This is a genomic window from Niallia circulans (assembly GCF_003726095.1).
GTDB classification, from domain to species: Bacteria; Bacillota; Bacilli; order Bacillales; family Cytobacillaceae; genus Niallia; species Niallia circulans_A.
This window is the reverse complement of record NZ_CP026031.1, coordinates 1,213,200-1,237,749: the sequence shown is the minus strand read 5'-3', so window position 1 is coordinate 1,237,749 and position 24,550 is coordinate 1,213,200. Positions and strand designations below refer to the sequence as shown.

21 protein-coding genes and 1 riboswitch are annotated in these 24,550 nt (G+C 34.7%); of the genes, 8 read left to right on the top strand and 13 right to left on the bottom strand.

Going from position 1 to position 24,550, the window contains the following annotated elements:
• Positions 1–3 precede the first annotated feature (3 nt).
• The 3 genes from C2I06_RS05835 to C2I06_RS25755 all read right to left on the bottom strand — a co-directional run bounded on the left by C2I06_RS05835 (position 4) and on the right by C2I06_RS25755 (position 2,358).
• Entirely contained in the window at positions 4–1,395 is a 1,392-nt protein-coding gene (locus C2I06_RS05835; RefSeq protein ID WP_095328739.1) for a HAMP domain-containing sensor histidine kinase, read from the bottom strand.
• The gene (locus tag C2I06_RS05830; RefSeq protein WP_123257663.1) at positions 1,392–2,075 is read right to left on the bottom strand and encodes a response regulator transcription factor; all 684 of its coding nucleotides are present in this window, start codon (positions 2,073–2,075) and stop codon (positions 1,392–1,394) included. Before C2I06_RS05830 ends, C2I06_RS05835 begins: the two co-directional genes overlap by 4 nt.
• Positions 2,076–2,235: 160 nt before the next feature.
• Positions 2,236–2,358: a hypothetical protein gene (locus tag C2I06_RS25755; protein WP_268877103.1), complete on the bottom strand. Its 123-nt coding sequence runs from the start codon at positions 2,356–2,358 to the stop codon at positions 2,236–2,238.
• Positions 2,359–2,760: 402 nt separating this feature from the next.
• Here C2I06_RS25755 and C2I06_RS05825 point away from each other — a divergent pair, with 402 nt between their 5' ends.
• From C2I06_RS05825 to C2I06_RS05800, 6 genes are all read left to right on the top strand, one after another.
• The gene (locus C2I06_RS05825) at positions 2,761–2,943 is read left to right on the top strand and encodes an H-type small acid-soluble spore protein (RefSeq protein ID WP_095328737.1); all 183 of its coding nucleotides are present in this window, start codon (positions 2,761–2,763) and stop codon (positions 2,941–2,943) included.
• 115 nt (positions 2,944–3,058) lie between these two features.
• Positions 3,059–3,172, top strand: a riboswitch (SAM riboswitch).
• Positions 3,173–3,303: 131 nt separating this feature from the next.
• Positions 3,304–4,425 (top strand): methionine biosynthesis PLP-dependent protein, encoded by a 1,122-nt coding sequence (locus C2I06_RS05820; RefSeq protein ID WP_095328736.1) that lies wholly within the window; start codon positions 3,304–3,306, stop codon positions 4,423–4,425.
• Positions 4,422–5,591, top strand: coding sequence for a cystathionine beta-lyase (gene metC, locus C2I06_RS05815; protein WP_123257662.1), 1,170 nt, complete (start codon positions 4,422–4,424; stop codon positions 5,589–5,591). Before C2I06_RS05820 ends, metC begins: the two co-directional genes overlap by 4 nt.
• 13 nt (positions 5,592–5,604) lie before the next feature.
• Entirely contained in the window at positions 5,605–7,476 is a 1,872-nt protein-coding gene (locus tag C2I06_RS05810; RefSeq protein ID WP_123257661.1) for a bifunctional homocysteine S-methyltransferase/methylenetetrahydrofolate reductase, read from the top strand.
• Positions 7,454–10,912, top strand: coding sequence for a methionine synthase (gene metH, locus C2I06_RS05805; RefSeq protein WP_123257660.1), 3,459 nt, complete (start codon positions 7,454–7,456; stop codon positions 10,910–10,912). Before C2I06_RS05810 ends, metH begins: the two co-directional genes overlap by 23 nt.
• Positions 10,913–11,130: 218 nt before the next feature.
• Positions 11,131–11,916 (top strand): GNAT family N-acetyltransferase, encoded by a 786-nt coding sequence (locus C2I06_RS05800; RefSeq protein ID WP_123257659.1) that lies wholly within the window; start codon positions 11,131–11,133, stop codon positions 11,914–11,916.
• Between the two features lie 243 nt (positions 11,917–12,159).
• On the opposite strand, the gene C2I06_RS05795 is transcribed toward C2I06_RS05800, so the two are convergent.
• From C2I06_RS05795 to C2I06_RS05765, 7 genes are all read right to left on the bottom strand, one after another.
• Positions 12,160–12,723 carry a hypothetical protein gene (locus tag C2I06_RS05795; RefSeq protein WP_095328731.1) on the bottom strand — a complete coding sequence of 188 codons (564 nt, stop codon included), beginning with the start codon at positions 12,721–12,723 and terminating at the stop codon, positions 12,160–12,162.
• Positions 12,724–12,857: 134 nt separating this feature from the next.
• Entirely contained in the window at positions 12,858–13,565 is a 708-nt protein-coding gene (locus tag C2I06_RS05790) for an SGNH/GDSL hydrolase family protein (protein ID WP_095328730.1), read from the bottom strand.
• A gap of 173 nt (positions 13,566–13,738) precedes the next feature.
• The gene (locus tag C2I06_RS05785; RefSeq protein WP_123257658.1) at positions 13,739–15,358 is read right to left on the bottom strand and encodes an MDR family MFS transporter; all 1,620 of its coding nucleotides are present in this window, start codon (positions 15,356–15,358) and stop codon (positions 13,739–13,741) included.
• Positions 15,359–15,384: 26 nt separating this feature from the next.
• Positions 15,385–15,804: a MarR family winged helix-turn-helix transcriptional regulator gene (locus C2I06_RS05780; RefSeq protein ID WP_123257657.1), complete on the bottom strand. Its 420-nt coding sequence runs from the start codon at positions 15,802–15,804 to the stop codon at positions 15,385–15,387.
• A gap of 714 nt (positions 15,805–16,518) precedes the next feature.
• Entirely contained in the window at positions 16,519–17,412 is an 894-nt protein-coding gene (locus C2I06_RS05775; protein WP_123257656.1) for a DUF2268 domain-containing putative Zn-dependent protease, read from the bottom strand.
• Positions 17,413–17,908: 496 nt separating this feature from the next.
• Entirely contained in the window at positions 17,909–18,577 is a 669-nt protein-coding gene (locus C2I06_RS05770) for a GNAT family N-acetyltransferase (protein ID WP_095328727.1), read from the bottom strand.
• Positions 18,578–18,584: 7 nt separating this feature from the next.
• On the bottom strand, positions 18,585–19,454 hold the full coding sequence (locus C2I06_RS05765) for a carbon-nitrogen hydrolase family protein (RefSeq protein WP_095328726.1): 870 nt from the start codon (positions 19,452–19,454) through the stop codon (positions 18,585–18,587).
• A gap of 285 nt (positions 19,455–19,739) precedes the next feature.
• On the opposite strand from C2I06_RS05765, the gene C2I06_RS24905 reads away from it, so the two are divergent.
• Positions 19,740–19,901 (top strand): hypothetical protein, encoded by a 162-nt coding sequence (locus C2I06_RS24905; RefSeq protein WP_163186902.1) that lies wholly within the window; start codon positions 19,740–19,742, stop codon positions 19,899–19,901.
• 134 nt (positions 19,902–20,035) lie between these two features.
• Here C2I06_RS24905 and C2I06_RS05760 read toward each other — a convergent pair whose 3' ends face one another.
• The 3 genes from C2I06_RS05760 to C2I06_RS05750 all read right to left on the bottom strand — a co-directional run bounded on the left by C2I06_RS05760 (position 20,036) and on the right by C2I06_RS05750 (position 23,783).
• Positions 20,036–21,124 (bottom strand): acyl-CoA dehydrogenase family protein, encoded by a 1,089-nt coding sequence (locus C2I06_RS05760; protein ID WP_371471412.1) that lies wholly within the window; start codon positions 21,122–21,124, stop codon positions 20,036–20,038.
• A 162-nt stretch (positions 21,125–21,286) separates the two neighbouring features.
• A complete protein-coding gene (locus C2I06_RS05755; protein WP_095328724.1) occupies positions 21,287–22,294 on the bottom strand; it encodes a DUF3231 family protein in 1,008 nt (335 codons plus the stop codon).
• Between the two features lie 61 nt (positions 22,295–22,355).
• Positions 22,356–23,783, bottom strand: coding sequence for a phospholipase D-like domain-containing protein (locus C2I06_RS05750; protein ID WP_095328723.1), 1,428 nt, complete (start codon positions 23,781–23,783; stop codon positions 22,356–22,358).
• A 160-nt stretch (positions 23,784–23,943) separates the two neighbouring features.
• Here C2I06_RS05750 and plsY point away from each other — a divergent pair, with 160 nt between their 5' ends.
• Positions 23,944–24,546 (top strand): glycerol-3-phosphate 1-O-acyltransferase PlsY, encoded by a 603-nt coding sequence (gene plsY, locus C2I06_RS05745; protein WP_095328722.1) that lies wholly within the window; start codon positions 23,944–23,946, stop codon positions 24,544–24,546.
• Positions 24,547–24,550: the final 4 nt, after the last annotated feature.

Here is a 24,550-nt window from a genome sequence, read left to right as displayed (position 1 = left end):
TAACTATATATTAAAGCGAACAATTACTTTTGTTCCTTGACCAACCTTACTTTTAATTTCAATTGACCCATTATATAAGCTTACAATTTGCTTTGCGATGGCTAATCCAAGTCCTGTTCCACCTTGTTCTCTACTCCTAGCTTTATCTACTCGATAAAACCGATCAAATACTTTTTCAAGATGTTCTTTCGGTATTCCAATTCCATGATCGGTAATTTCTAGGATAAAATGGTTGCCTGTTTCATACGTATGCAGAAAAATATTTTTTTCATGTACAGAATATTTCACCGCATTATCAAGTAATATAGTAGTTATTTGCTGCAAATGTTGTTCAGATACCTCATAAAGATGGAGAGAGTCAAGCTTTACCTCGAAAGTAAAATCATCATGAAGCATTACAAAATCACGAATAGTATGCTCAAAAATCCACTTTACCCTCTCTGGCGTTAAATCTGACTCCATTCTATTTTGCTCTAATTTGGATAAGTCTAATAAACTGATAATTAGTTTTTTTAGTCGAGCAACTTCTTCAGTTGATGTTTGGAGTGACTCTTCTAATATATCTTGATTATTCTTCCCCCATCTATTCAGCATGGAAAGATGACCCTCTAAGACAGAAACCGGTGTTCTCAATTCATGGGAAGCGTCTTCAATAAATTGTTTTTGCTGCTGAAAGGATTGTTCAATCACATCCATCATCTCATTGAAAATATGAGATAAATCAGCGATTTCGTCCTTTTGAGGATAGACTGGCATCCTTTCCTTAAAACCACTGTTTTTAATTTTTTTCATTGTTTTTGTCATCGAATTAATTGGTCGTAATAATAAATAGGAAATAAAATAACCAATAAGGGCACTGATAATTAGTGCAGCAATTGCAAACATTGTCATGGCAAACCATAAGTGTTCTCTCACTTTATCTAAGGATTCCAGGGAACGAATAATTTCTACTCTGCCATTAAATGCTTTTGTCTTAATTTCCTTACTATAAACTAATGAATTATGATCTCCAATTGAAATATAATGAAACTGTTCATCATTATATATTTGATTTGGCTCAATAATTGGGAAATCTCCATTCATATCTGCAAGGATGGCTTGTCCATTTTTATCTAAAATACGAATAAGCTGGTTATCGTTATTGAGTTTTTCTAATAAAGTGACATTTGCAGTGATTTCTTCGTCTGTAGGATGCTTTTCTTGCAGGTTCAATTGTTTAACAACTTGATTCATTGTTTGTTTTACATCTGTTTCTTCCTGATTTAATAACCAAGAAGAAACAGTGTGAAATTCAAAAAAGGAAAAAATAGAATAAGTTAAAAAAATACTAAATGATAATCCAAGCGTTAATTTCCATTTCCAAGGTAAAAGAGATATTTTTTTTATCCATTTCATCTCATCACATATCCTATCCCTCTGACCGTTTCGATATATACTTCTTGTCCAGATGGATCAAGCTTATTCCTTAAATACCTAACATATACATCGATTACGTTTGTTTCTACTTCTGATTCATAGCCCCAGATTTTTTCTAATAATATATCTCTTGATAAGACAATATTAATATTGGTCATGAACATATAAAGCAAATCATACTCTCTTTTGGTTAAGGACAGAATCTCTTCTCCTTTTTTGGCGATATGTGATTCCACCTCCAGTGTAATATCTTTATAAGTCAACTTTGTCATAATTTGATTGGAAGTATTTGTTTGTGGCTCTATACGGCGAAATAATGCACGTAATCTAGCAAGCAGTTCTTCAATCGCAAATGGCTTAACCAAATAATCGTCTGCGCCACTATCTAATCCAGAAACTCGATCTAAAACGCTATCCCGTGCAGTTATCATTAATATTGGGGTGTTTTTTGTTTGACGGAGTCTTCTACATACTTCAATGCCATTTAATTCAGGTAGCATTAAATCTAATAAGATAATATCCCAATCTTCCTCTAGTGCCTTTTGAAGACCGCTTCTACCATCTGAGCAAACCTCTGTTTTATATCCTTCATATGTTAATTCTAACTCGATAAATCTCGATAAATTTTTTTCGTCTTCTATAATCAAAATTTTTTTCATTATACCACGCTCTCTATTTTACATAAGCAATGTTACAAGCGGAATGTTGAAATTTGATTTATAATGAAAGGAAATTTCAACAAAACTGCTTTAACCTGCCTAAAGATATGATTATTTTATCATGTTAGAAGCTTGATATACAAAATTTACCCCGTAATCTTTAATTTTGCTTCGAAAACATTGAATCCATAATAGCATGTGCCATTTCTACAAATTGAAATCCGAATAAAGACGCTGCAGTTATGGAACTAAAAACAATCATCGCAATGCGAAGAAAATGCATGTTTCATCTCTCCTTTGAATTGAACTTTTGCATTAAAGTATGGAGAATTATTATTCCATTCCCCATTAATACATATAGTAAGCACTTTTTCTGTTAACTTTATAAGTTAAAAAACTTTTCTAATGTGCTTAAGTGAATAAAACTTATGGTATACCTCTTTTTGTAAAAAAGCATGAAAGTAACATTAAAATTTGATGAGAAGAAAAAAATAAGGCATATAATTGATGGAATGAGCCATTATAATGTTAGAAACCTTTCGGATAACTATCAGCCCTGACAACAGATTTAGTACATTCATACGAAAGAATCGAAGTGATCATGAAGATATAATTATCTATATGAACAATCGTTAATTACTTTTCATTAAATAGAGAGTTTTTGGTAAGTTTAGGAGGTCGATCAATGAATATTGGACGTGCGATTGAAATTATGAATGCTGCAGATATGGTAGATGTTAGTTATCAAGGAGAAAAGATCATTATCCAGAATGTAAATGAAAAAACAAAAAAAGCAACTATCTATACGAAAACAAATCCAGATTACGAGTTAGATGTTGATGTGTACCAGCTTATCGAAGAAATGTGATGATATATTCACCTTTATTACAATAGGTAGAATATAGTTTCTTTTCAGAAATAACAAAATATTTCTTGCCAACAAACGAAATATATAGTAAATTAATAGTCAATTACATAAGTAATTCTTATCAAGAGAGGTAGAGGGAATGGCCCAGCGAAACCTCAGCAACCTTCAGTATTTTTACATACTGAAAAGGTGCTAATTCCATCAAGCATTTAAGCTTGAAAGATAAGAAGAATGACCATTAATAATCAAAGTCTTCTTCTTATAACGAAGAAGACTTTTTTCATGTCATTTTTCTTGACCACTTCTTGATTTGTTTTGATTACATAAAAATTCCAAATATGAGAATAGGAGAGTTATAGAATGTATAGTTTAGAAACAAAGTTAGCGCAAATTGGTAATAGAAGTGAAACAACTACTGGTGCAGTTAATCCGCCCGTTTATTTTTCCACTGCCTATCGTCACACAGGTATTGGAGAGTCGACTGGCTATGATTATACACGGACAGGAAATCCTACACGAGAAATATTAGAAAATGCAATTGCCGAATTAGAAGAAGGCGACCGCGGCTTTGCGTGTAGTTCAGGAATGGCAGCAATTCAAACAATCCTTTCCCTTTTTCAAAGCGGTGATGAATGGATTATTTCTAAAGATTTATATGGCGGCACATACCGTCTATTAGAACAAGGTTATAAAAAATGGGGCCTTCGATGTACGTACGTTAATACTTCAGATACAGATGCTGTGCGTGCGGCCATCTCCTCAAAAACAAAAGCAATCTTCCTTGAAACTCCTACGAATCCTTTAATGGAACAAACGGATATTTCTGTGATTGCTTCCATCGCAAAAGAACACAATATTCTGCTTATTGTTGACAATACATTTTATACTCCTATTATCCAACAGCCGATCCGTTTAGGTGCTGATATCGTTATCCACAGTGCAACAAAATATTTAGGTGGGCATAATGACGTTCTTGCTGGTCTTATTGTTGCAAAAGGAGAAGAGCTTTGTAATGAGCTCGCCTTACACCATAATTCTGCTGGAGCTGTTTTAAGTCCCTTTGATTCTTGGTTATTGATGAGAGGAATGAAAACACTGGCGTTAAGAATGGAAAAACATGAAGAGAATGCGAAAATACTGTCTACTTTTCTGCAAAAACATGAGGCTGTTGTAGATGTCCTCTACCCTGGTCGTGGCGGAATGATCTCGTTTAGAATCCAAAGTGAATCTTGGGTAAATCCATTTTTGCAAAGCTTAACGTTAATCTCATTTGCCGAAAGTCTTGGAGGGGTGGAAAGTTTTATTACATATCCTGCCACTCAAACTCATGCAGATATTCCATTAGAAGTCAGATTAGAAACTGGTGTCGATAATCGACTATTACGTTTTTCAGTTGGTATTGAAAATGCAAATGATTTAATCAAAGATCTAGATAAAGCTTTCTCTATTGCAAAGGGAATTGCACAGGAGGTAACAATATGACAACATCATATACATTTGAAACAAAATTGCTTCATAATAAACATAAATTCGATCCAGACACTGGAGCTGTCAGCGTGCCAATTCAGCACGCTTCCACCTTTCACCAAAAGGATATTGATGAATTTGGAAAATATGATTATAGCAGAAGCTTAAATCCGACAAGAGAAGCACTAGAAGAAGTGGTGGCAGAATTAGAAGAAGGAACGCATGGCTTTGCCTTCTCTTCTGGAATGGCTGCAATTTCAACTGCTTTTCTATTATTATCACAAGGTGATCATGTCGTTATTTCTGAAGATGTATATGGTGGAACATATCGTATGGTGACGACCGTATTGAACCGATTTGGAATCGATCATACCTTTGTAGATATGACGAATCTAGAAGAAGTTGAAGCAGCTATTTTACCAAACACAAAAGTGCTTTATGTAGAAACTCCTTCCAATCCTTTATTAAAAGTAACAGATATTGAAACAATTAGCTTACTTGCCAAAAAATACAGTGCACTTACTTTCGTGGATAATACGTTTTTAACACCAGCCTTACAAAAACCATTAACGCTAGGTGCGGATGTTGTACTTCATAGTGCTACTAAGTTCTTATCTGGTCATAGCGATGTAATCGCTGGAGTAGCAGTAGTTAAAGATGCAGAGCTCGCAAAGCAAATTGGTTATTTACAAAATTCGTTTGGCGCAGTTCTTGGTGTTCAGGATTGCTGGCTACTCCTTAGAGGAATAAAGACCTTGCATGTTCGGATGAAGCATTCAAGTGAAGGGGCAAGAGTGATCGCAGAGCATTTGCAAAACCACCCATTAATAAAAAAAGTGCATTATCCAGGATTCGAAGACCACCCTCAATATGCGATCCAAAGAAAACAAGCGCTAAATCCAGGCGCGGTTTTCTCCTTTGAGTTATATTCAGAAGAAGCAATGCGTACTTTTGTAGAGAATGTAAAACTGCCTGTATTCGCCGTTAGTCTTGGTGCGGTTGAATCGATTCTATCCTATCCAGCAAAAATGTCTCATGCTGCGATGAATCCTTTAGCTAGAGCAGAACGGGGAATTACAGATTCCCTTCTACGTTTATCCGTTGGATTAGAAAATCCACTAGATTTAATCAATGACTTTGATATAGCTCTTAAGAAGACAGCAGAGTTACATTTTATTTAACTGGAGGCTTACAATGAACTTTCTCGATAGGCTAAAAAATGAAATCTTAATTGGTGATGGTGCTATGGGCACCCTCCTCTATTCTTATGGAAAAGATACATGCTTTGAATCTTTAAACCTTTCTCACCCTGAACAGATTGAGCAGGTTCATCAAGCATATATCCATGCCGGCGCAGATATTATCCAAACCAATACATATGCTGCCAACTATTTAAAATTACAAAGATACGGATTAGAAGATAACGTGAAGGAAATAAACAGCGCAGCCGTAAAAATTGCCAAAAAAGCCGTGGAAAATAAAAATGTAAATGTACTTGGTACAATTGGTGGAAATAGAGGAATGAAGCCTCAAGCTATTAGTTTAGAAGAGTTGAAGCGCAGTTTCCGTGAACAGCTTTACTGCTTGTTATTAGAAGATGTCGACGGCATTCTTTTGGAAACATTTTATGATTTGGAGGAACTCGAAACAGTCCTGGAAATTACGAAAAAAGAAACAGATATTCCAGTCCTAGCCCAGCTTTCCATACACGAAATAGGGATTTTACAAAACCAAATATCCCTTGCTTCTGCTTTCGATAGATTAGAGAATTTAGGTGCTGATATTATTGGGTTGAATTGCAGATTGGGACCACACCATATGATTGCTTCACTTGAACAAATACCATTACCGAGGAATGCATACTTATCTGCCTTTCCAAATGCTAGTTTACCAAGTTATATTGACGGAAAATTCGAATATAAAGACAATGCGGAATATTTCCAAAGATCAGCAGAAGAATTTAGAAAGCAAGGCGTTCGACTTTTAGGAGGCTGCTGTGGAACAACACCTGAACATATCAGAAATTTCGCAAAAGTGTTGAAGGATGCCTCTCCTATTACAGAAAAAACAATTGAAACTAATAAGGCTGTTGTTGATTCTATATTGGAGCATTCCCCTCCCCCTAGGGATTACACCCCTTTGGAGGAAATTGTAAAAACCAGAGCTTCTGTTATTGTGGAATTAGATCCTCCAAGAAAACTAGATACGACGCGCTTCTTTGAAGGTGCAAAAAAACTTAAAGAAGAAGGTATAGATGCATTAACACTTGCAGACAACAGTTTAGCCTCTGCACGGATTTCCAATACAGCAATTGCTACATTAGTAAAGCAAAACATTGGGCTTCGCCCTCTCGTTCATATTGCTTGTCGGGATCGTAATATAATTGGTTTACAGTCTCACTTAATGGGACTACATACATTAGGAATTCATGATGTCCTAGCTATTACAGGAGATCCAGCTCGAGTTGGGGATTTTCCTGGTGCTTCTTCTGTCTATGATATGACTTCATTTGACTTAATTTCGATGATTAAGCAATTAAATGAAGGTCTCTCTTTCTCTGGGAAAAATCTAGGACAAAAAACGACATTTTCTGTTTCAGCTGCATTTAATCCAAATGTACGTCAGGTAGAAAAAGCGGTAAAACGGTTAGAGAAAAAAATAGAATGCGGTGCTGATTACATTATAACCCAGCCTGTTTACTCCGAACAAAAAATAATCGAATTATATGAAGCGACAAAACACATTGACACACCTATCTATATTGGTTTAATGCCATTAACAAGCAGTAACAATGCGGAGTTTTTACACAACGAGGTTCCTGGCATAAAAATAGATGACTCCATTCGGCGCACCATGGCACAATTTAAAGACAACCCAGTACAAGCAGCACAGCAAGGTCTCAAAATCACCAAATCTTTAATCGACACTGCAGCCAATTATTTTAACGGTATTTACTTAATAACACCGTTTTTGCGGTATGAGCTTTCTGTAGAATTAGCTCGCTATACGAAATTACGAACTGCTGCACTTAGGAGGACAACTGATGCAACAAACTTCATTAGCTGAACAGCTTAAACGAAAAATTATCATTATGGATGGCGCAATGGGAACAATGCTCCAGCGAGAGAACTTAACGGCAGACGATTTTGGTGGAGAAGAATTAGAAGGATGCAATGAAAATCTTAATCTAACAAGACCAGATATTATCACGAAAATTCATGAATCCTATCTCCATGCCGGAGCAGATATTATTGAAACCAATACATTTGGTGCAACTAAAATTGTCCTAGATGAATATCATCTAGGACACATTGCTTACCAGCTAAATGTTAAAGCAGCAAAACTTGCCAAAGAAGCAGTCAGGAAATATTCTACACCTGATTGGCCAAGATTTATTGCTGGTGCAATGGGCCCAACAACGAAAACATTAAGTGTCACTGGCGGCACTACATTCGAAGAACTCATTTCTTCTTACGAAGAGCAAGCATTAGGATTAATCGACGGCGGTGTTGATCTTCTCCTTCTAGAAACAAGTCAGGATATGCTGAATGTTAAAGCTGGATTTTTAGGTATTAAACAAGCATTTACAAAAACTGGGAAAGAACTTCCGCTAATGATTTCTGGCACGATTGAACCAATGGGGACTACTCTTGCCGGACAGTCGATCGAAGCATTTTACATTTCCGTTGAACATATGCATCCTATCGCTATTGGCTTAAACTGTGCAACAGGCCCAGAGTTTATGCAGGATCATATTCGCTCACTTTCAAGTCTGTCTAAGTTTGCTGTTAGCTGTTATCCTAATGCTGGCTTGCCTGATGAAGAAGGAAACTATCACGAAACTGCCTCCTCTCTAGCCAATAAACTCGTTGGATTCGCAGAAGAAGGCTGGCTAAATATTGTTGGAGGCTGCTGTGGTACTACACCTGAGCATATTCGTGTAATTGCCGAAAAAATGAAAGAAATCTCCCCGCGAAAAGTTGCAGAAACTAATTTTCACATGGTTTCTGGAATTGAGCCCTTTATTTATGATGATCCTACATTAAGACCAATTATGGTTGGAGAACGGACAAATGTTATTGGTTCTAGAAAATTTAAAAGGTTGATAAAAGAAGGAAAATACGAAGAAGCATCAGAAATTGCCAGAGCTCAAGTCAAAGGCGGAGCCCATGTTATTGATATTTGCTTAGCAGATCCCGATAGAGATGAAATGCAAGACATGGAGCTTTTCATGAAAGAAGTTGTAAAAAAAGTCAAGGTACCACTTGTTATTGATTCAACTGATGAACAAGTAATAGAAAAGGCACTCTCCTACTCACAAGGAAAAGCAATCATTAATAGTATTAACCTGGAGGATGGCGAAGAAAGATTTCAAGCTATCGCCCCTCTCATCCATAAGTATGGAGCCGCTGTTGTTGTTGGAACTATTGATGAAGATGGCATGGGAGTTACTGTAGAGAAAAAACTACAAATAGCAAAGCGATCATATGATTTGTTAACGAAAAAATATCAAATTAATGGTCAAGACATAATATTTGATCCCCTTGTCTTTCCTGTAGGAACGGGAGATGAACAGTACATCGGCTCAGCATTAGCGACAGTTGAAGGAATTAAGGAAATAAAGCAAGCATGCCCGGACGTCCAAACTATTCTTGGCATAAGCAATGTTTCCTTTGGTCTCCCTCCTGTCGGTCGAGAAATATTAAATAGTGTCTTTCTTTATCACTGCACACAAGCAGGCCTTGACTACGCAATCGTTAATACAGAAAAATTGGAAAGATTTGCGTCCATTAGTAAAGAAGAAATTGAATTAGCTGAAAAGCTATTATTTGAAACAACAGATGAAACGTTGGCTATTTTTACGGACTTTTATCGAGATAAGAAAAAAGAAAAGATCAATTCACTTGAAAATTTAACATTAGATGAACGGTTAGCTTATTATGTTGTTGAAGGAACTAAAGAAGGATTAATAGCTGATTTAGCCATTGCACTTACTACATATAGTGCCCCACTAGATATTATTAATGGTCCTCTTATGGATGGAATGAAGGAAGTTGGCCGCTTATTTAATGATAATCAGCTAATTGTCGCAGAAGTGCTGCAAAGCGCAGAAGTAATGAAAACGGCTGTTTCCTTTTTAGAAGGATATATGGACAAAAATGTTTCTACCTCTACTAAAGGGAAAGTTATTTTAGCAACTGTTAAAGGAGATGTTCATGATATCGGCAAAAATCTCGTTGATATCATTCTCTCTAATAACGGATATGAAGTGATTGATCTCGGCATCAAAGTTCCCCCAGCAGATTTAGTTTCTGCTATTAAAAAGGAACAACCAAATATTGTTGGCTTGTCTGGCTTACTTGTCAAATCGGCACAACAGATGGTACTAACAGCTGCAGACATGAAACAAGCTGGCATAGAAGTTCCTATCTTAGTAGGCGGAGCAGCATTATCAAGAAAATTTACCGACACAAAAATTTCACGTGAATATGATGGATTAGTGTTATATGCAAAAGATGCTATGAATGGCTTATCTCTTGCAAATCAGCTGACTAATAAAGACGAATTCGATTTGCTTAAACAGGAACATGAAAAGAAAAAGCAATTACTTTCAGCTAGTCCTGTAAAAGAATATACAAAACCTGTTATCACTGGTATTAAAAGAAAAACTGTTAACACAGAGGCTCCCGTCTTTGTCCCGCAAGATATCAAAAGACATATATTAACGACTTATACGACTAGTCATATTAAACCATATATTAATAAACAAATGCTCTTAGGTCACCATTTAGGAGTTAAAGGAAAAATTGATGTTTTGCTAGAAAAGAAAGACGATAAAGCTGTCCAATTAAATAATATGATTGAACAACTGTTAAATGAGGCTGAACAAAATAATTGGATACTGCCAAAAGCGGTTTATCGCTTCTTCCCTGCTCAATCAGATGGCAACAAGATCTATATCTATGATTCAAAAGACAAAACGAAAATAATCGAAACCTTTGATTTTCCAAGACAAGAAAGAGAACCATTTTTATGCTTAGCAGACTATCTAAAATCAGTGGATAGTGGAGTGATGGACTATGTTGCTTTTTTTGCTGTAACAGCTGGTACTGGTATACGGGAAGCAGGAGAACAGCTAAAACGAGATGGAAGATTTCTTGAATCCCATGCCCTTCAATCCCTTGCACTAGAAACAGCTGAGGGGTTAGCAGAATTAATTCATCGTCAAATTAGAGATAGATGGGGATTCCCTGACCCGGCAACTTTTACAATGAAGGATCGCTTTACAGCAAAATATCAAGGACAAAGATTTTCATTTGGATATCCAGCTTGTCCTGAATTGGAAGACCAGAAAAAATTGTTCAGCTTATTGTCACCCGAAGATATTGGCATAACCTTGTCAGAAGAATGTATGATGGAGCCAGAGGCATCTGTTTCAGCAATGGTATTTGCCCATCCAGATGCACGTTACTTTAACGTCTTATCCAGCAATTCCTATTAATATTATTCTCTAGTAAGATGTTTACTAACTTCAAAAATCCAATCCAGCTGATAGCAAAGCTGGATTGGATTTTTCTTTCCTCTGTCTGTGTTCATTTTTTAACTGTAAAATACTATTTATAATTATCCTATTTTTATCCTTTTAGTTCTATATACATTCTTAATATTATGATAAACTTACAATTAACTATTTTCAGAAAGCAGAAAGAAGGTTATACAATGATTCGAGAACTTACAGAGCAAGATCATGCTGAGGTAATGAGATTTTTGCTTCAAGACCCTTCAATGAATCTTTTTATTATTGGCGATATTGAGGCATTCGGGTATCATTCTGCATTTCAAAAACTTTGGGGAGAATTCCATAGTGGAGAGATAAAAGCAGTACTTCTCAAATATTTTGAAAGCTATATATTTTACGCTGTCGATAAAGATCATTTTGATGTCCAAGCTTTTGCAGCTATAATGGAAACCAATACGAATCCAGTAACCTTATCAGGAAGAGCTGATTTAGTAGACAAATTTGAAAAGCTTCCCTCTTTAAATTTAGGAAAGAAAAAAGTGACTTATTTTGCTCAATGCGGCAAAAAGCGAGAGATCAAACAAATAGATATGATCAAAAAGGCTACCCTTGATGATATTGATCGCATTGTCACATTACGGAATTCTATTGCTGAATTTACTACTACAGAAGATTCGAAAAATATGCTCAAGAAAGCGATCGAGTCTCAAACTGGGCGGACATATTTTCTGGAAAACGATAAAGGAGAAATTATATCAACGGTCTCCACTACGGCCGAAAATTCCCATTCAGCAATGATTGTCGGCGTCTGTACACATAAAGGCTACAGAAATAAAGGATTGGCAAGTAAGCTAATGACGGCTCTTGTTAATGATATATTAGACGACAAACAGTTTGTCTGCTTATTTTACGATAATCCTGACGCTGGTAAAATTTATAAAAAAATCGGCTTTGAAGATATTGGATTATGGACTATGTATCGCTAAATCCTTCCGATATTTCCCAAATGATTCCTAAGATATTTTCCACCTAACACGTATGAAATAATCTAGAAAACGAACTATTTCTAATATGAAACAAAATAAAAAGCCAAACAATTATACGAAGTTGTGTATAATTGTTTGGCTTTGTTATCCCTATTATAAATGAATGGTTGCAGCTAGCCTCTTTACCTTATCAAGGGACAATAACTGCGTCTATTTATCACTCATACTTCCCAATCGATTAACTTATTTAAGCAATAATTCTAAATCAGTAAAAAGAGAAATCATTTTCTGCAGTTGTCTCCATTCCTTTGATTGCATATTCACTAAATCGACCGTATAAGTCGAGGTTACAGTAACCAATCGGGCAGTACATTTAACTGTTTCAATTCCTAGCATTTCTTCTTCCCAATCCCACATTTTCAAGCGATATAATTCCATCCTTAAAGCATCAAACTCTTCCGGTTCAATTTTATTAAAAACCGGAGGAATCACAATTGGAAACTGACTCCATTCTTGAATTAAGTAGTTGCGAAGATCAAAATCGATATGAATACTGAAAGAATGTTCTTGATTTACTTTATATTCAACAATTAGTTTTGTAATTTCTTTTTCTGGGTGAATGGATACTATATCATCGTAAACCTCAAACAAGTCTTTTTTTCGAGAAAGTACAGACTTTATGGAGGACATAGAAATAGGTGTTTCTTCCTCTCCTAAATAACTATTTAATTCATTAAAAATAGCGGAAAGGGTTGTCGGTCCTTTTTGTTGCAAAACATCAATTATTTTTTCGTACAATGTGCTCATCTGAATTTCCTCCACTATTTAAATCTACCTATTGATGACTGCTTGTCCCATTATCTTATCGCAAATTCCAAAAATATTCCATACCTAGTGTGTATAAAAACTATTTCCACTATTTTCTTACAAAAAAAGATAAGTTACGATAATTGTTCGTGTTGTCTGCCGGTTAATCGATTCATCTCCTCAAAAATGAAATAACTCATTTTCTTGTAACCTTCAGCATTTAAATGAATTCCATCATCACTGATAAAATCAGCAATATTCCCAGCCTTTTTAAGAGCTGAGCGAACATCAATACTTGGAAGATTTAATTGCTCAATTAATTTGTTTAAATGAAAATTATATAAACCATGCCAATGCTCTATCCCACCACAGCAGCTAATCCAATGACTAATAGTTGTCCCATATCTTTCTGCAATTGATTTATAATATCTTACTGGATCAAGTGGTGGCAAAGTTAACAATATTGGCGTGATATTAGATTGCTTCATTTTTGTGACCATTTGAGCAATGTTTTCGATATATTGATTTATCGGAACAATCGGCTCATGATTACTATCAGGATCTTCGGCTACTTCTTGCCATTGAAAATTGCAATCATTCCCACCAACGTTTAATAAAACATAATTCGGCTCCTCAGAAAGAACATCCTTCTCTAGTCGCTTCAGTAATAAATCAGAATTGTCATTAAATACACCTTTATTTAAGACAATCGTATCATCCGAATTATTTAAGGCAAATAATTTTCCAAGCAAAGCGGGATAATTATCTTTAATAATTCTTATCCTACCTTTTACAAATGAGACACCTCTAGTTAGGCTATCTCCAAAACAGATAATTTTCATTTAACATCCCTACTTTTTTCATTCTATTACTATAACTTATTATAACAGAAAAAAGGTTGTGCGAGAAAATTTCAGCTTTTTCCAAAAATAGGTTGCAATTTGTGTTCTTGTCATGAAATAAGCAAACAAAAGGCTGTCTCCAAAAATTTGGAGACAGCCAAATCGCATTCGTATTAAGATTTTTGTCTATCTAAAACGATATTTTCTTCCTTCTTTTCTTCAGGAGCTGCTTGATTAGATGTTCTTAAAGGAATTTCTTTTAAGAAGAATACTAATAAAAAGGCAACAACTAATACGATGGTTCCAGTTAAGAATACCGTTGATAATGTATCTCCTAATGCATCTCTGATTCCTTGAATCATTTGTGCAAATATCGGTTGTACATCTGCGGGTAAATTTGCTTCTGTCTGTTCAAGTAATGGTTTATTCATCAATGCTTGTGGATTGGCGAAACCAACCATTTGCTCTGTTACTTTCGGATCTAATGTTGCTAAATCTTTCACTACTGGCGAGTTTTGCATCGTATCTTGCAAGTTTGTCTTTAGATTATTTGCCATAACGGTACCCATGACAGCAATACCAATTGTACCACCTAGATTACGGAATAATTGAGTGGAAGCAGTTACTACTCCCAATTCTTTATGGGAAACGGCATTTTGGGTAGCAATTGAAAATACCGGCATACCAATACCTAATCCCAAACCAAACACAATCATACTTAAAATCGCCATTGGTACACTATTCATAAAGATCATAATGGCCATACCAGCGATCATTGTTGGAACTCCGATTAATGCAAAACGTTTATATTTCCCTGTTTTTGAAATTAACTGACCGATAATGGTACTGGAGATAACCATAACAATAGACATCGGCATTGTTACATAACCAGCATAAGTAGGAGAAATCCCTAATACCCCTTGAACAAAGAAAGATAGATAAATCATGGCACCCATCATTCCAAAGTTCATAATAAAACCAATTATATTAGAAACAGTCACAATATTATTTTTGAATAGATGTAATGGTAAAATTGGATTTTTTGCTTTCTTTTCCACCAATACAAACACAATAGCAAAAACAATACTAGCTGCAATCAATCCGAGAATTTGTACAGATCCCCATGCATACTCTGTTCCTGCCCATGAAAAGGCCAATAATAATGGAACAATAGCAACAGTCATAAATAAAGATCCAATATAATCAATACTTTGTTTTCCGTTTCCTTCAACTTTAGGGAATAGTGCCATAATCATACCGAAAGCAATAATACCAATTGGTAAGAAAATCCAGAATAACCAGTGCCAATCTAAATGATCAACTAAGTAGCCTCCTAATAGAGGTCCTAGAACACTGGAGAAACCAAATACAGCTGTTAATAATCCCATCCATTTTCCACGTTCACGAGGCGGGAATAAGTCACCAACTGCTGTAAAAGCGGAAGATTGAATAATACCAGCACCTATCCCTTGGATACCACGGTAGGCAATAAATTGAAATACGTCATTGGAAGTACCTGTTAAGAAAGCACCAACCATAAATAATAATATCCCGATTAATAAAAACGGCTTACGTCCATACATATCGGATAGCTTGCCTACAAGAACTGTGGCAATTGTGGATGTAAGCATATAAATATTAATGGTCCATGTATAATAGTCCATCCCATCTAGGATAGAAATAATTTTCGGCATTGCAGTACTAACGATTGTTTGGTTAATCGCTGCAAAAAACATAGCTGCCATGATAGCTATCATAATTGACAGTTTTTTCTTGTGTGTTAAATGTTCCATTGCATTCTCTCTTTTCTTATAAAATTTTAGAAATTTTCGTTTAATAATTTAAAGATACGTTTTAAATGTTGAATATCTTCCTCTGTTAGCTTATGAAAGTGTTCCTTCATTTTATTCTGCTGCTCTTTTTTCATATTATTAACGATACTTCTTCCTTTATCGGTAATGGTAATATTGACCACTCTTCGATCAGTTTTTGATCGATCTTTTGTAATATAGTCTTCCGCCAATAGCTGATCGGTTATAGTTGTTACAGCAGCATTTGTAATGTGTACGCTTTTAGCAAGATCTGAAACATTTAGGGATCCTTCCTTATCTAAATGAAAAAGCAGTTTATATTGAGTAATATTTAAATTACTGCTATTTTTATTAAAATCACTAGTTATATTTTTAATAAAGTTGCCAAACATCGCTGCAACTTCAAAAAGCTCTTCGCCATTATGCACCTATCCCCCGTCCTTTCTAAAATTACTTAATAAATAAATGTTTAACTTCTTAATTATTAACCATTTAATAATATATAACTTAATTAATTACATGTCAATTATTTTTGTTTTATTGTTTTTTCCTCATTATATAAAAAAAGACTTTATCCCAGTTTATGCTGCTTTTTTCGTACAAGAAGCTTTTAAATTATAGAAATTAAACTCTATTATGGTAATCGGAAAAGAATATAAAAAGAGGGTTAAATCTAATGGCTTCAAATGTGTAATCTCGAACAACGTCTTGATTAAACGATTCAAAGAATCGGTAAAGGCTTTGTAATTAGCACTTGTACCTTATTATTGGTAATGAGGAGAGGATAATAAAGTATTCTCTCCTCAGATATTTATAATCAGATTTACTCTCCTTCCTATCAAGAATCTTAGAGCATATTGGTGATCATTATTTCATTTCCTTTATTGTATTGGTTATATTCAATAAAAATCATTTATGAATTGCTTAAACAAGAAAAGAGGGTGGGGCAAAAGGATTTTACACAAAGAAAAACCGAACTATAATACAATAAAACATTGTAATAGTTCGATTTTTTCATTGATTTATCCTTTTTATAGCTAAAAAACAAGTTCGTTCCATTGCGCTCCAGTAACCAAATGATTATTCAGCTTTAAGCATAGCCTTTTTAGTTTTGTCCCAGCCCCTCATATAAAAAAAACGATTTAAGAAAACATTTCACAATTGTTTAGTATTTCCTCTGCACTAAGTAAGGTTGCTTCTCCTATCCCCACATTATTGGTTTTTATGAAGGACTGTACTGCATGATACCCAACTGCATATCCCGCAAACGGTGATAGGCCAACAGGTTGATATCCCTGTTCTATTGCAATGGTGTCACCAAACATATAACTGCTAACCTCCGCAAATCCCTTAACATTTAATGCATCTTTTATTACTTCGATTGAGTATTCTAAATCCTCTTTATGAAAAGAAGTAACCCAAGGACCTAAATGTTTTTCTCCGTATAACTCTTTTGCAAATGACTCTGCTAAACCTTCTATTATTAGGTAATCTCCAACCGTAACATTACCATGATCCCAATCAAAATAAGAGAAACGGAGATTATGATGAAATTCATGTGCAATGACAGCAGGGATTTTAGGTATATTATAAGAGTTGGGGAAAATTGCCACTTGAATAAACCCAGGAATTCCCCCAAAGCCACAATAACCTTTTTGTAATTCTAGCTTTTTAGGATCAGCTATATACATTCCAAATTTCAATTCATCAGTATTTAATTTTAAGTTGTTCTCTTGTATAAAATCAACACAGTGATTTAAGGTATCATATGCCGTTTGAAGTGCTTGAATCTTCTTTAGATTCTCTAACGCTATCTTTCCGATTTCGGTTTTCGTAACATCAAGATACCCAAGCATTTTTGTAGCCAATATTACGTCATATCCATTAGATTGATTAGCTTTTAAAGGAACATTAATAGTATTCCACATTTTTTCAAAAGGTTTCATCATGGAATACCGAAAGTAGTTTTCTTTTTCATCCTCCATAGAGAACAACTTTTCATATTGCTCGGTTGTATTTTCGATTACTATTTTCATTGCTACCACCTTTTTTGCTTATCTGAATACCATATTTATCAAAGTTTTTCGGTAAATCGTTAATATGGATTGTCTATCCATAAAGGGAACAGGATAGTATTTGGCAAGTTTTTCATTAAAAAAGTCATACCATTCTTTAATTTTACTTATATTTTTTTAGATTCGGGAGATAGATCACAAAGGGTGCAAGTTTATTGAAAATTATATCCCGCTTCAGCTACTCCTTTTACTCTCCTATCCATCTTTTTGTACCTCCTTCAACTGCTACTGTAAAGAATTACGCAACGTAAGTGTCAATAGTTAGAGGATATTTTTTATGAGATTTTCTATATGAATGGGGAAATTGTGACTATTATCCGATTAATGTTAGGTGTTTTCTTTTAAGTAGGAAATCTCAACCATAATCCGAATACCTTAAATAATAAAAAATGTCTCACTCGATCTTAAGAGGAGTAATCTATTCACTCCTCGAAGATCAAATAAGACATTCGCTGTTTTATATGTTTTGAAAGGGATTTTTCCATTCCATTAATACGGCATAATTTAAAGAATCTTCATCGTCCAAGTAGTTAGACAATATCGTTACTGGCGTTCTTCCGCATCGCAGTAAAAACGTTAGAACAGGGTCTTGCAATTTACCTGCCATCACATAGTCTAAATATTTTGCGGGAGAAAGTTTGTCGGCCACTTTTCTGTAACCTGGCATTCTTCCACCACCAAGCAATCGCTCTATGCCTAAGTGTATAACTAAATAATAGGCACTTTGTATTAGCACTTTACCTAAACCGAGCTTACGATATTTTGGCCGGATACTAATATCGACTACATATAAGGCATTTCCATTCTCATCATGTGTGGTAATATAGCCATTATCGGTTATTTTCCCCCATGTGTGCTGGGAATGTTCAGGATCATAAATTGTACGGAGACTTGTTAATGATCCAGCAAGTTCTCCCTCCACTTCCACACAGATTGCCCCTTGTGGGAAATAAGCAAGATGATTTGCTAATTGTTCATCGTTCCACCAGAGATCTTCTGGAAACGGGGCAGGAAAACATTCTGCTTGAATAGCCATTAGTTCGTTAAAATCCTTTTCTTGATAATTTCGGACCGTACATCGAATCGGTTTTTCCTCATCATAAAGAAAAAACTCACTAAAGATCATGCAGTAATCATCCTTCCACAGTCGAATTCCAGTCTGGATAAAGATCTGTTCTTCTATCTCTCCATGTTGTGACAGAACCTTTTTCTCTTACTTCATATAATAAGGAAAGATCTAAATCTGCTGTTACAATCATATCATTATTTAATTCCCCTTCAACGAGAATTCCTTGTGGGGGGAATGGGATATCATTAGGAGTAATGACTGCTGCCTGCCCAAAGTTGGCTCGCATAAAATCCACATTCGTTAAGCTTCCAATTGTTCCTGTTACAACTACATATACTTGATTTTCAATGGCTCTTGCATGACAAGTATAGCGAACACGATGAAAACCATGACGATCATCTGTACAAGAAGGACAAAAAATCACATCTGCTCCTGCTGCTTTTGCCATACGGACAATTTCTGGAAATTCAATATCATAACAAGTTAGAATGGCAATTTTTCCTTTCTCTGTATCAAAAATACGGAAGGAGTCTCCTTTTTCCATATTCCATTCATATTCCTCTGTAGGTGTGATATGAAGCTTTGCTTGTTCTTCTATTCTTCCATCTGGATAAAACAAATGCGCTACATTATATAATTTATCTTCTTTGCGAATGACATGAGTTCCACCGATAATATGCATTCCCGTTTGCACAGCAAATGATCTGAATAATTCCTGATATTGCTCCGTAAATCCTGGAAGCTCATTAATTGTTAAAGCGTTATTTTCATCTCCCATGGATAAAAGCTGTGTTGTAAAAAATTCAGGAAATAACACAAATTCTGCACCAAATTCAAGTGCTGTTCGAACATAATGCTCACATTGTTTAGCAAATTCTTCAAATGACTTAATGTTTTCTAATTTGTATTGTACGGCAGAAACTCTTATTTTCATCTTCCATCTCCCTTTATATGTTTATTTTATATCCTTATATAGGTAAAGCACTTTTTTATAAATGTGTTTAAAATTCTTAAAAACGATTATTCAAGATATGATTATGCGTTATTCTTCTATATTTTTCAATGGTTTCGCACTACTTTTTTATTGGAATTTACTATTTATATTTATGTTCTTAAAAAGATAGATGTTCATATTATTTTATGATAGTCCATTGTTTTGATTTTCGAAAAAAAAGGAATAGAAATAGAAGTTATAAGCTTGCTGAAGGAGGGATTTTTATTGAGTATTTTCATTTTTGCATTCCTTGGTTTAATTTTGATAGAGGAATTGGTAGTGATTGGATTAAAAAGATACATAAATGGTGCGTTTAAAATAGAAAATTATTTTCTACGCCTTTATCAGACGTATAGAATAAAGGTTGACAGGAAAAAAGTTAGCTAAACATATGTTTGTGGTGGCTGGGATAGTAGTATTCCAGCCACCATCTATTTCCAAAACAAACATCCGTTGTTTCCTAATACGCTCGACTCCGATGATAGATAAGTTTTTTTCAAAAATTCCTTTTGAAATATTATTTAATATTCATTAATAGACTTTTGCGCCAGCTGATCAAGTGTCATATCATCCATTGGTGGGTTATGTAAGCCTGCGCGTACATCTCGGTAATAGCGTTGAAGCGGACTTTTTGCAGAAAGACTGCGGGCGCCGACGATGCGCATTGCCATATCTACCACTTCAATGGCAGTATTCGTGGCTACTAACTTAACAGCACTTAATTCTGGCTGCATATGGGATTGTTGCTCTTTATTTGCTTCATCCCATTTTTTACTTACAGAATATAGAAAGTGTTTAGCCGTTTGCATTTTTAACTCTATGTCTCCTATTTTAGATCTTACACTCGGAATATCGCTGATTGTTCCTTTAATACTATTTGGAGAATAGTTTTTCGCAAAAGTAACTGCTTCTTTTTGTGCAGCACCGGCGATTCCTAAATAACATGCCGGAATATGCAGAAGCCATGGATTGATTTTTTTTCGACTATCTAATTTTTCAACAAAATAACGAGCTGGAATTTCCACATTTTCAAAATAAACATCATTGCTTCCTGTTCCTCTTAAAGCAATGCTATCCCATGTGTTTTCAATACGAATGCCTCTGCACTCTTTAGGTATTAAGAAATTCCCTACATTATCTGTATCTTTTATGGATGCTGTTACAAGAAAATAATCTAAAACAGGAGACATTGTTGTAAAGGTTTTATGACCATTTATAACCCAATCCTCGCCCTTTTTTTCAGCGGTTGTATGAGGTTTTCCACCTCTAGTGGGACTACCAGTTTGCGGTTCTGTCGCAGCTCCATTTATTAAGGAGCCAGTTAATAATTTCTCATATATCTCTCTTAATGTATCTTTATTCCAATTTGCTTCTTGGATATTTCTTACGATTCCCATGTGCCAACCGATGGATAAAGCAGTAGACCCATCACCTTGGGCAATCACTTCTTGTAGTCTTACCATTTCATATAAAGAAATTTCTTGACCGCCAAACTCTTTTGGTATGGTTAAACTTGTGTAACCTGATTCCTGTAATTCTTTAACATTATCAAAAGGAAAAGATGCACTTTCATCTATTTCCTTTGCTCTTTCTGAGAATCCCCTGCTCATTTCCTTAAGTTTATTTATTTTTTGTGCTAAATCTTTTTCCAAACTGAAAAATCCAGTCACTATAGCGCCATCTCCCTTTAACAAGATCATCTATATGGTATATCATAGCACTATTTCTATATACTGATAAGTAAAATGCCATTCCCTTTAAATAGGAAAGAACTATTTTCTGTTTATTAAATTTTGACGATTCTCCATTGCTGGCGGCTCTTCTGTATATCCTTTTTCAGCCATTAACTCCGCCCCTTGTACTCCATAATCATAAATCTTCGCAATAAGAGGAATAAAGGTTGCTGACAAATCTTTGCGCAAGCTAAAGGTCGTACCAATGGCATTGCTGCCAAGTCCAAAACTACAAAATAAACTTATACAATAAAGCATTAATTTATCGGAAAATGGAGCAATCGTAGAAAGCGTTGGACTACCAACCCACCCTAATGGAACTTGTATATCATCATCCGTTAATTTCTTTGAAAGTTTCGCAATTATTTTTTTGGAAAGTTCTTTACCTTGTGTAAAGAATTTTTTTAACTCAGGATCTTTTGTTACTTGAGCGAATCCAGTTATTAATTGTTGCCCAATACTATTGCTTTCAATTGATTGATAGAGAAAAGAAACCTCTACCGTATTTAAAACTCTTTTATCACCTAATATGTTTGTACCTTTCAAATATTCCGTACTAACAACCACTTCTACTTGTTCAGGCATTGCGACTTGAGGCGGGCGGCTTAAGGCTCCTTTATCTATTAGCAGTTCAGTACATTCTTCATAACAATGCTGGGTTGTAACAGATAAATCTTGGTATAAACGAATTATATCCTTTCGATAAGATCTTGCTAAATGTAAAGCGTGTAGTCCCATGCCTATTTCTGCGAGCATTCTTACGATTTGCAAGGCGAAAGTTGGCTGAAATAAAGGCGGTGCTTGTTTATTCACATCTTGGTCAGAAAACCCATGCGGAATAATAGCTCCTTCCGCTGTCAATATTGCTTCAATTTTCTTTATTTCTTTTGCTAACTTGGTGAGATGACTTTCATAGAAGTTCTTCTCTTTCTTGTCTTCATTAACAGCATGGAAATATTCAACAAATCGAAGAAACATTGTTTTTTCTTGATAAGTCATCCATAATGTTGCAAGCTCTGATGAGGTTAATATATCTTTTTTATTCATTATCTTTCCCTCCGTTTCCGTAATATTAGTATTTGAAAAGGATCAGAAATTATTAATTAATTTAATAAGTCGTAAAGCCTAGCATCCTTTGCAAACGATAAATAATATAGCGAAAAATGGGGAAGTTTTTTTGCCTATCAACTTCTTTTGTAAAATCAGCCTGCTCATTTTCCCATAATTTTTGGAAATACCTCTTTGTATCTCTCATAATTTTTTCTTTTTGTCTCGCGATAATTTTTATATCTGTCTCCAAATTAAAGTCATAAAGATTTCTTTGCGTAAGATTGGCTGAGCCGCTTATAATGGTGCTTTCTCTAGCTTTCAATCTTTCTATATATAAGAGTTTCGGGTGAAATTGCTCTTTTCCTGCGTTATACCATTTAATGTGAATGTTGTTTGCGGCTTTTGCTTTTCTTAGTTCAGCTACAACGGGGATATTGGGTAAGCCTGTTTTTTTATTGCCAAATGCATTTTGATTTGGGTCTAATATTATATATATCTTTACATCTCTTTTGGCAGCTGCCTTTATTTCCTTGATTACTTTTTGATCTGCTAAATAGAGCATGCCAATCCAAATAACTTCACTTTTTTGGGTATTTTTAATTTCTTGTAGTATATGCTTACCAATTTTTCCTTCTGTTAATAATTGAATTTTCACATTAGTATTTTTTGTTTCAGCTTGTTCTTTTATTCTCGGCAAATCAATCGGTTCACTTAATCTTGCTGCACTCTCCTCACTTTTCAGCAATTCGTTAAGGATATTCCCATGCAATTTAAAGGCAACATTTGAATGATAACCGCTTGCATTATGAATATTACCACTCGAGATAATTGCTGTATTTTCAGTAATCATAACTTTACGATGATTTGCTTTTATGTTTAGTAACTCTAAATAGGATATAGCTGAAACTTTTGGAGCGCTTTTTGCAAGAAAATTTGGCAGATGTCCATTTCCTCTTGTTTTTACCCACTGTCCAAACATACGCCAAAAGCCAGAGTAAAGTGGATTAGAATCTCGCAAATCGTTCAGCTCAGTTTCAATCACTTTCACTCCGTTTTCTTTTAATTGTTTAAATTCTTCTGACGGATACGAATCGTACACAGTATTAATTTTATCCGTTATAAAAATAATATTTATCATTGGGTTTTCTTGCTTTTTCTTAATTAACGCTTCTGTAAATTTTTCTACTATCTTTGGATATTGTTGGTCTTCATTTGTATCATTATTAAATAAAAACATATCAATTATGATAAATTCATTTGCCTTCTCTACTTCCTTTAACATAGAATTAATTATTTCATGTTGAACCATTCTGTTTTTTTTATTGTTTTTGTAGGTTATATCTATTAATAGTTCAACATCCTTTACCTGATGAATAACACCTTCTATAGACAACCCTTTAGGCAGTGGCTTTTTCAAATGATGATAAATGGTACCACTATAAAACATGATAAAAATAATAAATAGAAGAAAGAATATTCGTTTCATCTCTTCCCCTCTTCTCACCAAATTTCAGCTTGTATTCCTTTAGTTTTTACCTTTAATGGCAAGATATATAGATTATTTTTTTGAAAAAATGATGAGTTTTAGCAATTACATGGTACAATATAAAGGCAAATAGTATACATACGTGAAGGAGAATACGAAATTGATTATTGGACTTTTAATTATACTCGCTTATTTAATTGGATCTATTCCTTCTGGACTAATAATAGGCAAATCCTTTTACAATATAGATATACGAGAACATGGCAGTGGAAATTTAGGTGGTACAAATACATTTCGCGTTCTTGGAAAAAAAGCAGGCTTTGCTGTTACAATCTCCGATATACTGAAAGGAACGATTGCAACAGTCCTTCCACTGTTGGTCACACTTATTTGGAATGTGGAAATGGATATAAATCCACTTATAATTGGAGTATTTGCTGTTATTGGCCATATGTATCCCATTTTCGCAGGTTTTAAGGGAGGAAAAGCAGTTGCTACTTCAGCAGGAATTCTTCTTGGACACGAACCTATCTTATTCCTGATTATTGTTGCGGTCTTTTTTATTTCCCTCTATTTATCAAAATATGTTTCGCTGTCCTCTATGGTTGCTGGTTTGGCAGGTTTAATATATTCCTTTATTCTATGGGAAGATAAATTACTCATTATCATCTTGGCGATTCTTACTATTTTTGTTGTCTATAGACATCGAGCGAATATTAAAAGAATTATTAATAAAACAGAGCCAAAAGTAAACTGGTTATAAGAAA

What these genes read in the sequence shown, in the direction of transcription:
- C2I06_RS05820 (WP_095328736.1), top strand. Translation starts at nt 3,304, where the DNA reads ATGTATAGTTTAGAAACAAAGTTAGCGCAAATTGGTAATAGAAGTGAA.
- C2I06_RS05785 (WP_123257658.1), bottom strand. Translation starts at nt 15,358, where the DNA reads ATGGAACATTTAACACACAAGAAAAAACTGTCAATTATGATAGCTATC.
- C2I06_RS05750 (WP_095328723.1), bottom strand. Translation starts at nt 23,783, where the DNA reads ATGAAACGAATATTCTTTCTTCTATTTATTATTTTTATCATGTTTTAT.
- C2I06_RS05810 (WP_123257661.1), top strand. Translation starts at nt 5,605, where the DNA reads ATGAACTTTCTCGATAGGCTAAAAAATGAAATCTTAATTGGTGATGGT.
- C2I06_RS05795 (WP_095328731.1), bottom strand. Translation starts at nt 12,723, where the DNA reads ATGAGCACATTGTACGAAAAAATAATTGATGTTTTGCAACAAAAAGGA.
- C2I06_RS25755 (WP_268877103.1), bottom strand. Translation starts at nt 2,358, where the DNA reads ATGCATTTTCTTCGCATTGCGATGATTGTTTTTAGTTCCATAACTGCA.
- C2I06_RS05835 (WP_095328739.1), bottom strand. Translation starts at nt 1,395, where the DNA reads ATGAAATGGATAAAAAAAATATCTCTTTTACCTTGGAAATGGAAATTA.
- C2I06_RS05830 (WP_123257663.1), bottom strand. Translation starts at nt 2,075, where the DNA reads ATGAAAAAAATTTTGATTATAGAAGACGAAAAAAATTTATCGAGATTT.
- C2I06_RS05800 (WP_123257659.1), top strand. Translation starts at nt 11,131, where the DNA reads ATGATTCGAGAACTTACAGAGCAAGATCATGCTGAGGTAATGAGATTT.
- metH (WP_123257660.1), top strand. Translation starts at nt 7,454, where the DNA reads ATGCAACAAACTTCATTAGCTGAACAGCTTAAACGAAAAATTATCATT.
- C2I06_RS05765 (WP_095328726.1), bottom strand. Translation starts at nt 19,454, where the DNA reads ATGAAAATAAGAGTTTCTGCCGTACAATACAAATTAGAAAACATTAAG.
- C2I06_RS05755 (WP_095328724.1), bottom strand. Translation starts at nt 22,294, where the DNA reads ATGAATAAAAAAGATATATTAACCTCATCAGAGCTTGCAACATTATGG.
- C2I06_RS05760 (WP_371471412.1), bottom strand. Translation starts at nt 21,124, where the DNA reads ATGAGCAGGGGATTCTCAGAAAGAGCAAAGGAAATAGATGAAAGTGCA.
- C2I06_RS05775 (WP_123257656.1), bottom strand. Translation starts at nt 17,412, where the DNA reads ATGAAAATAGTAATCGAAAATACAACCGAGCAATATGAAAAGTTGTTC.
- C2I06_RS05825 (WP_095328737.1), top strand. Translation starts at nt 2,761, where the DNA reads ATGAATATTGGACGTGCGATTGAAATTATGAATGCTGCAGATATGGTA.
- metC (WP_123257662.1), top strand. Translation starts at nt 4,422, where the DNA reads ATGACAACATCATATACATTTGAAACAAAATTGCTTCATAATAAACAT.
- C2I06_RS05770 (WP_095328727.1), bottom strand. Translation starts at nt 18,577, where the DNA reads ATGATCTTTAGTGAGTTTTTTCTTTATGATGAGGAAAAACCGATTCGA.
- C2I06_RS05790 (WP_095328730.1), bottom strand. Translation starts at nt 13,565, where the DNA reads ATGAAAATTATCTGTTTTGGAGATAGCCTAACTAGAGGTGTCTCATTT.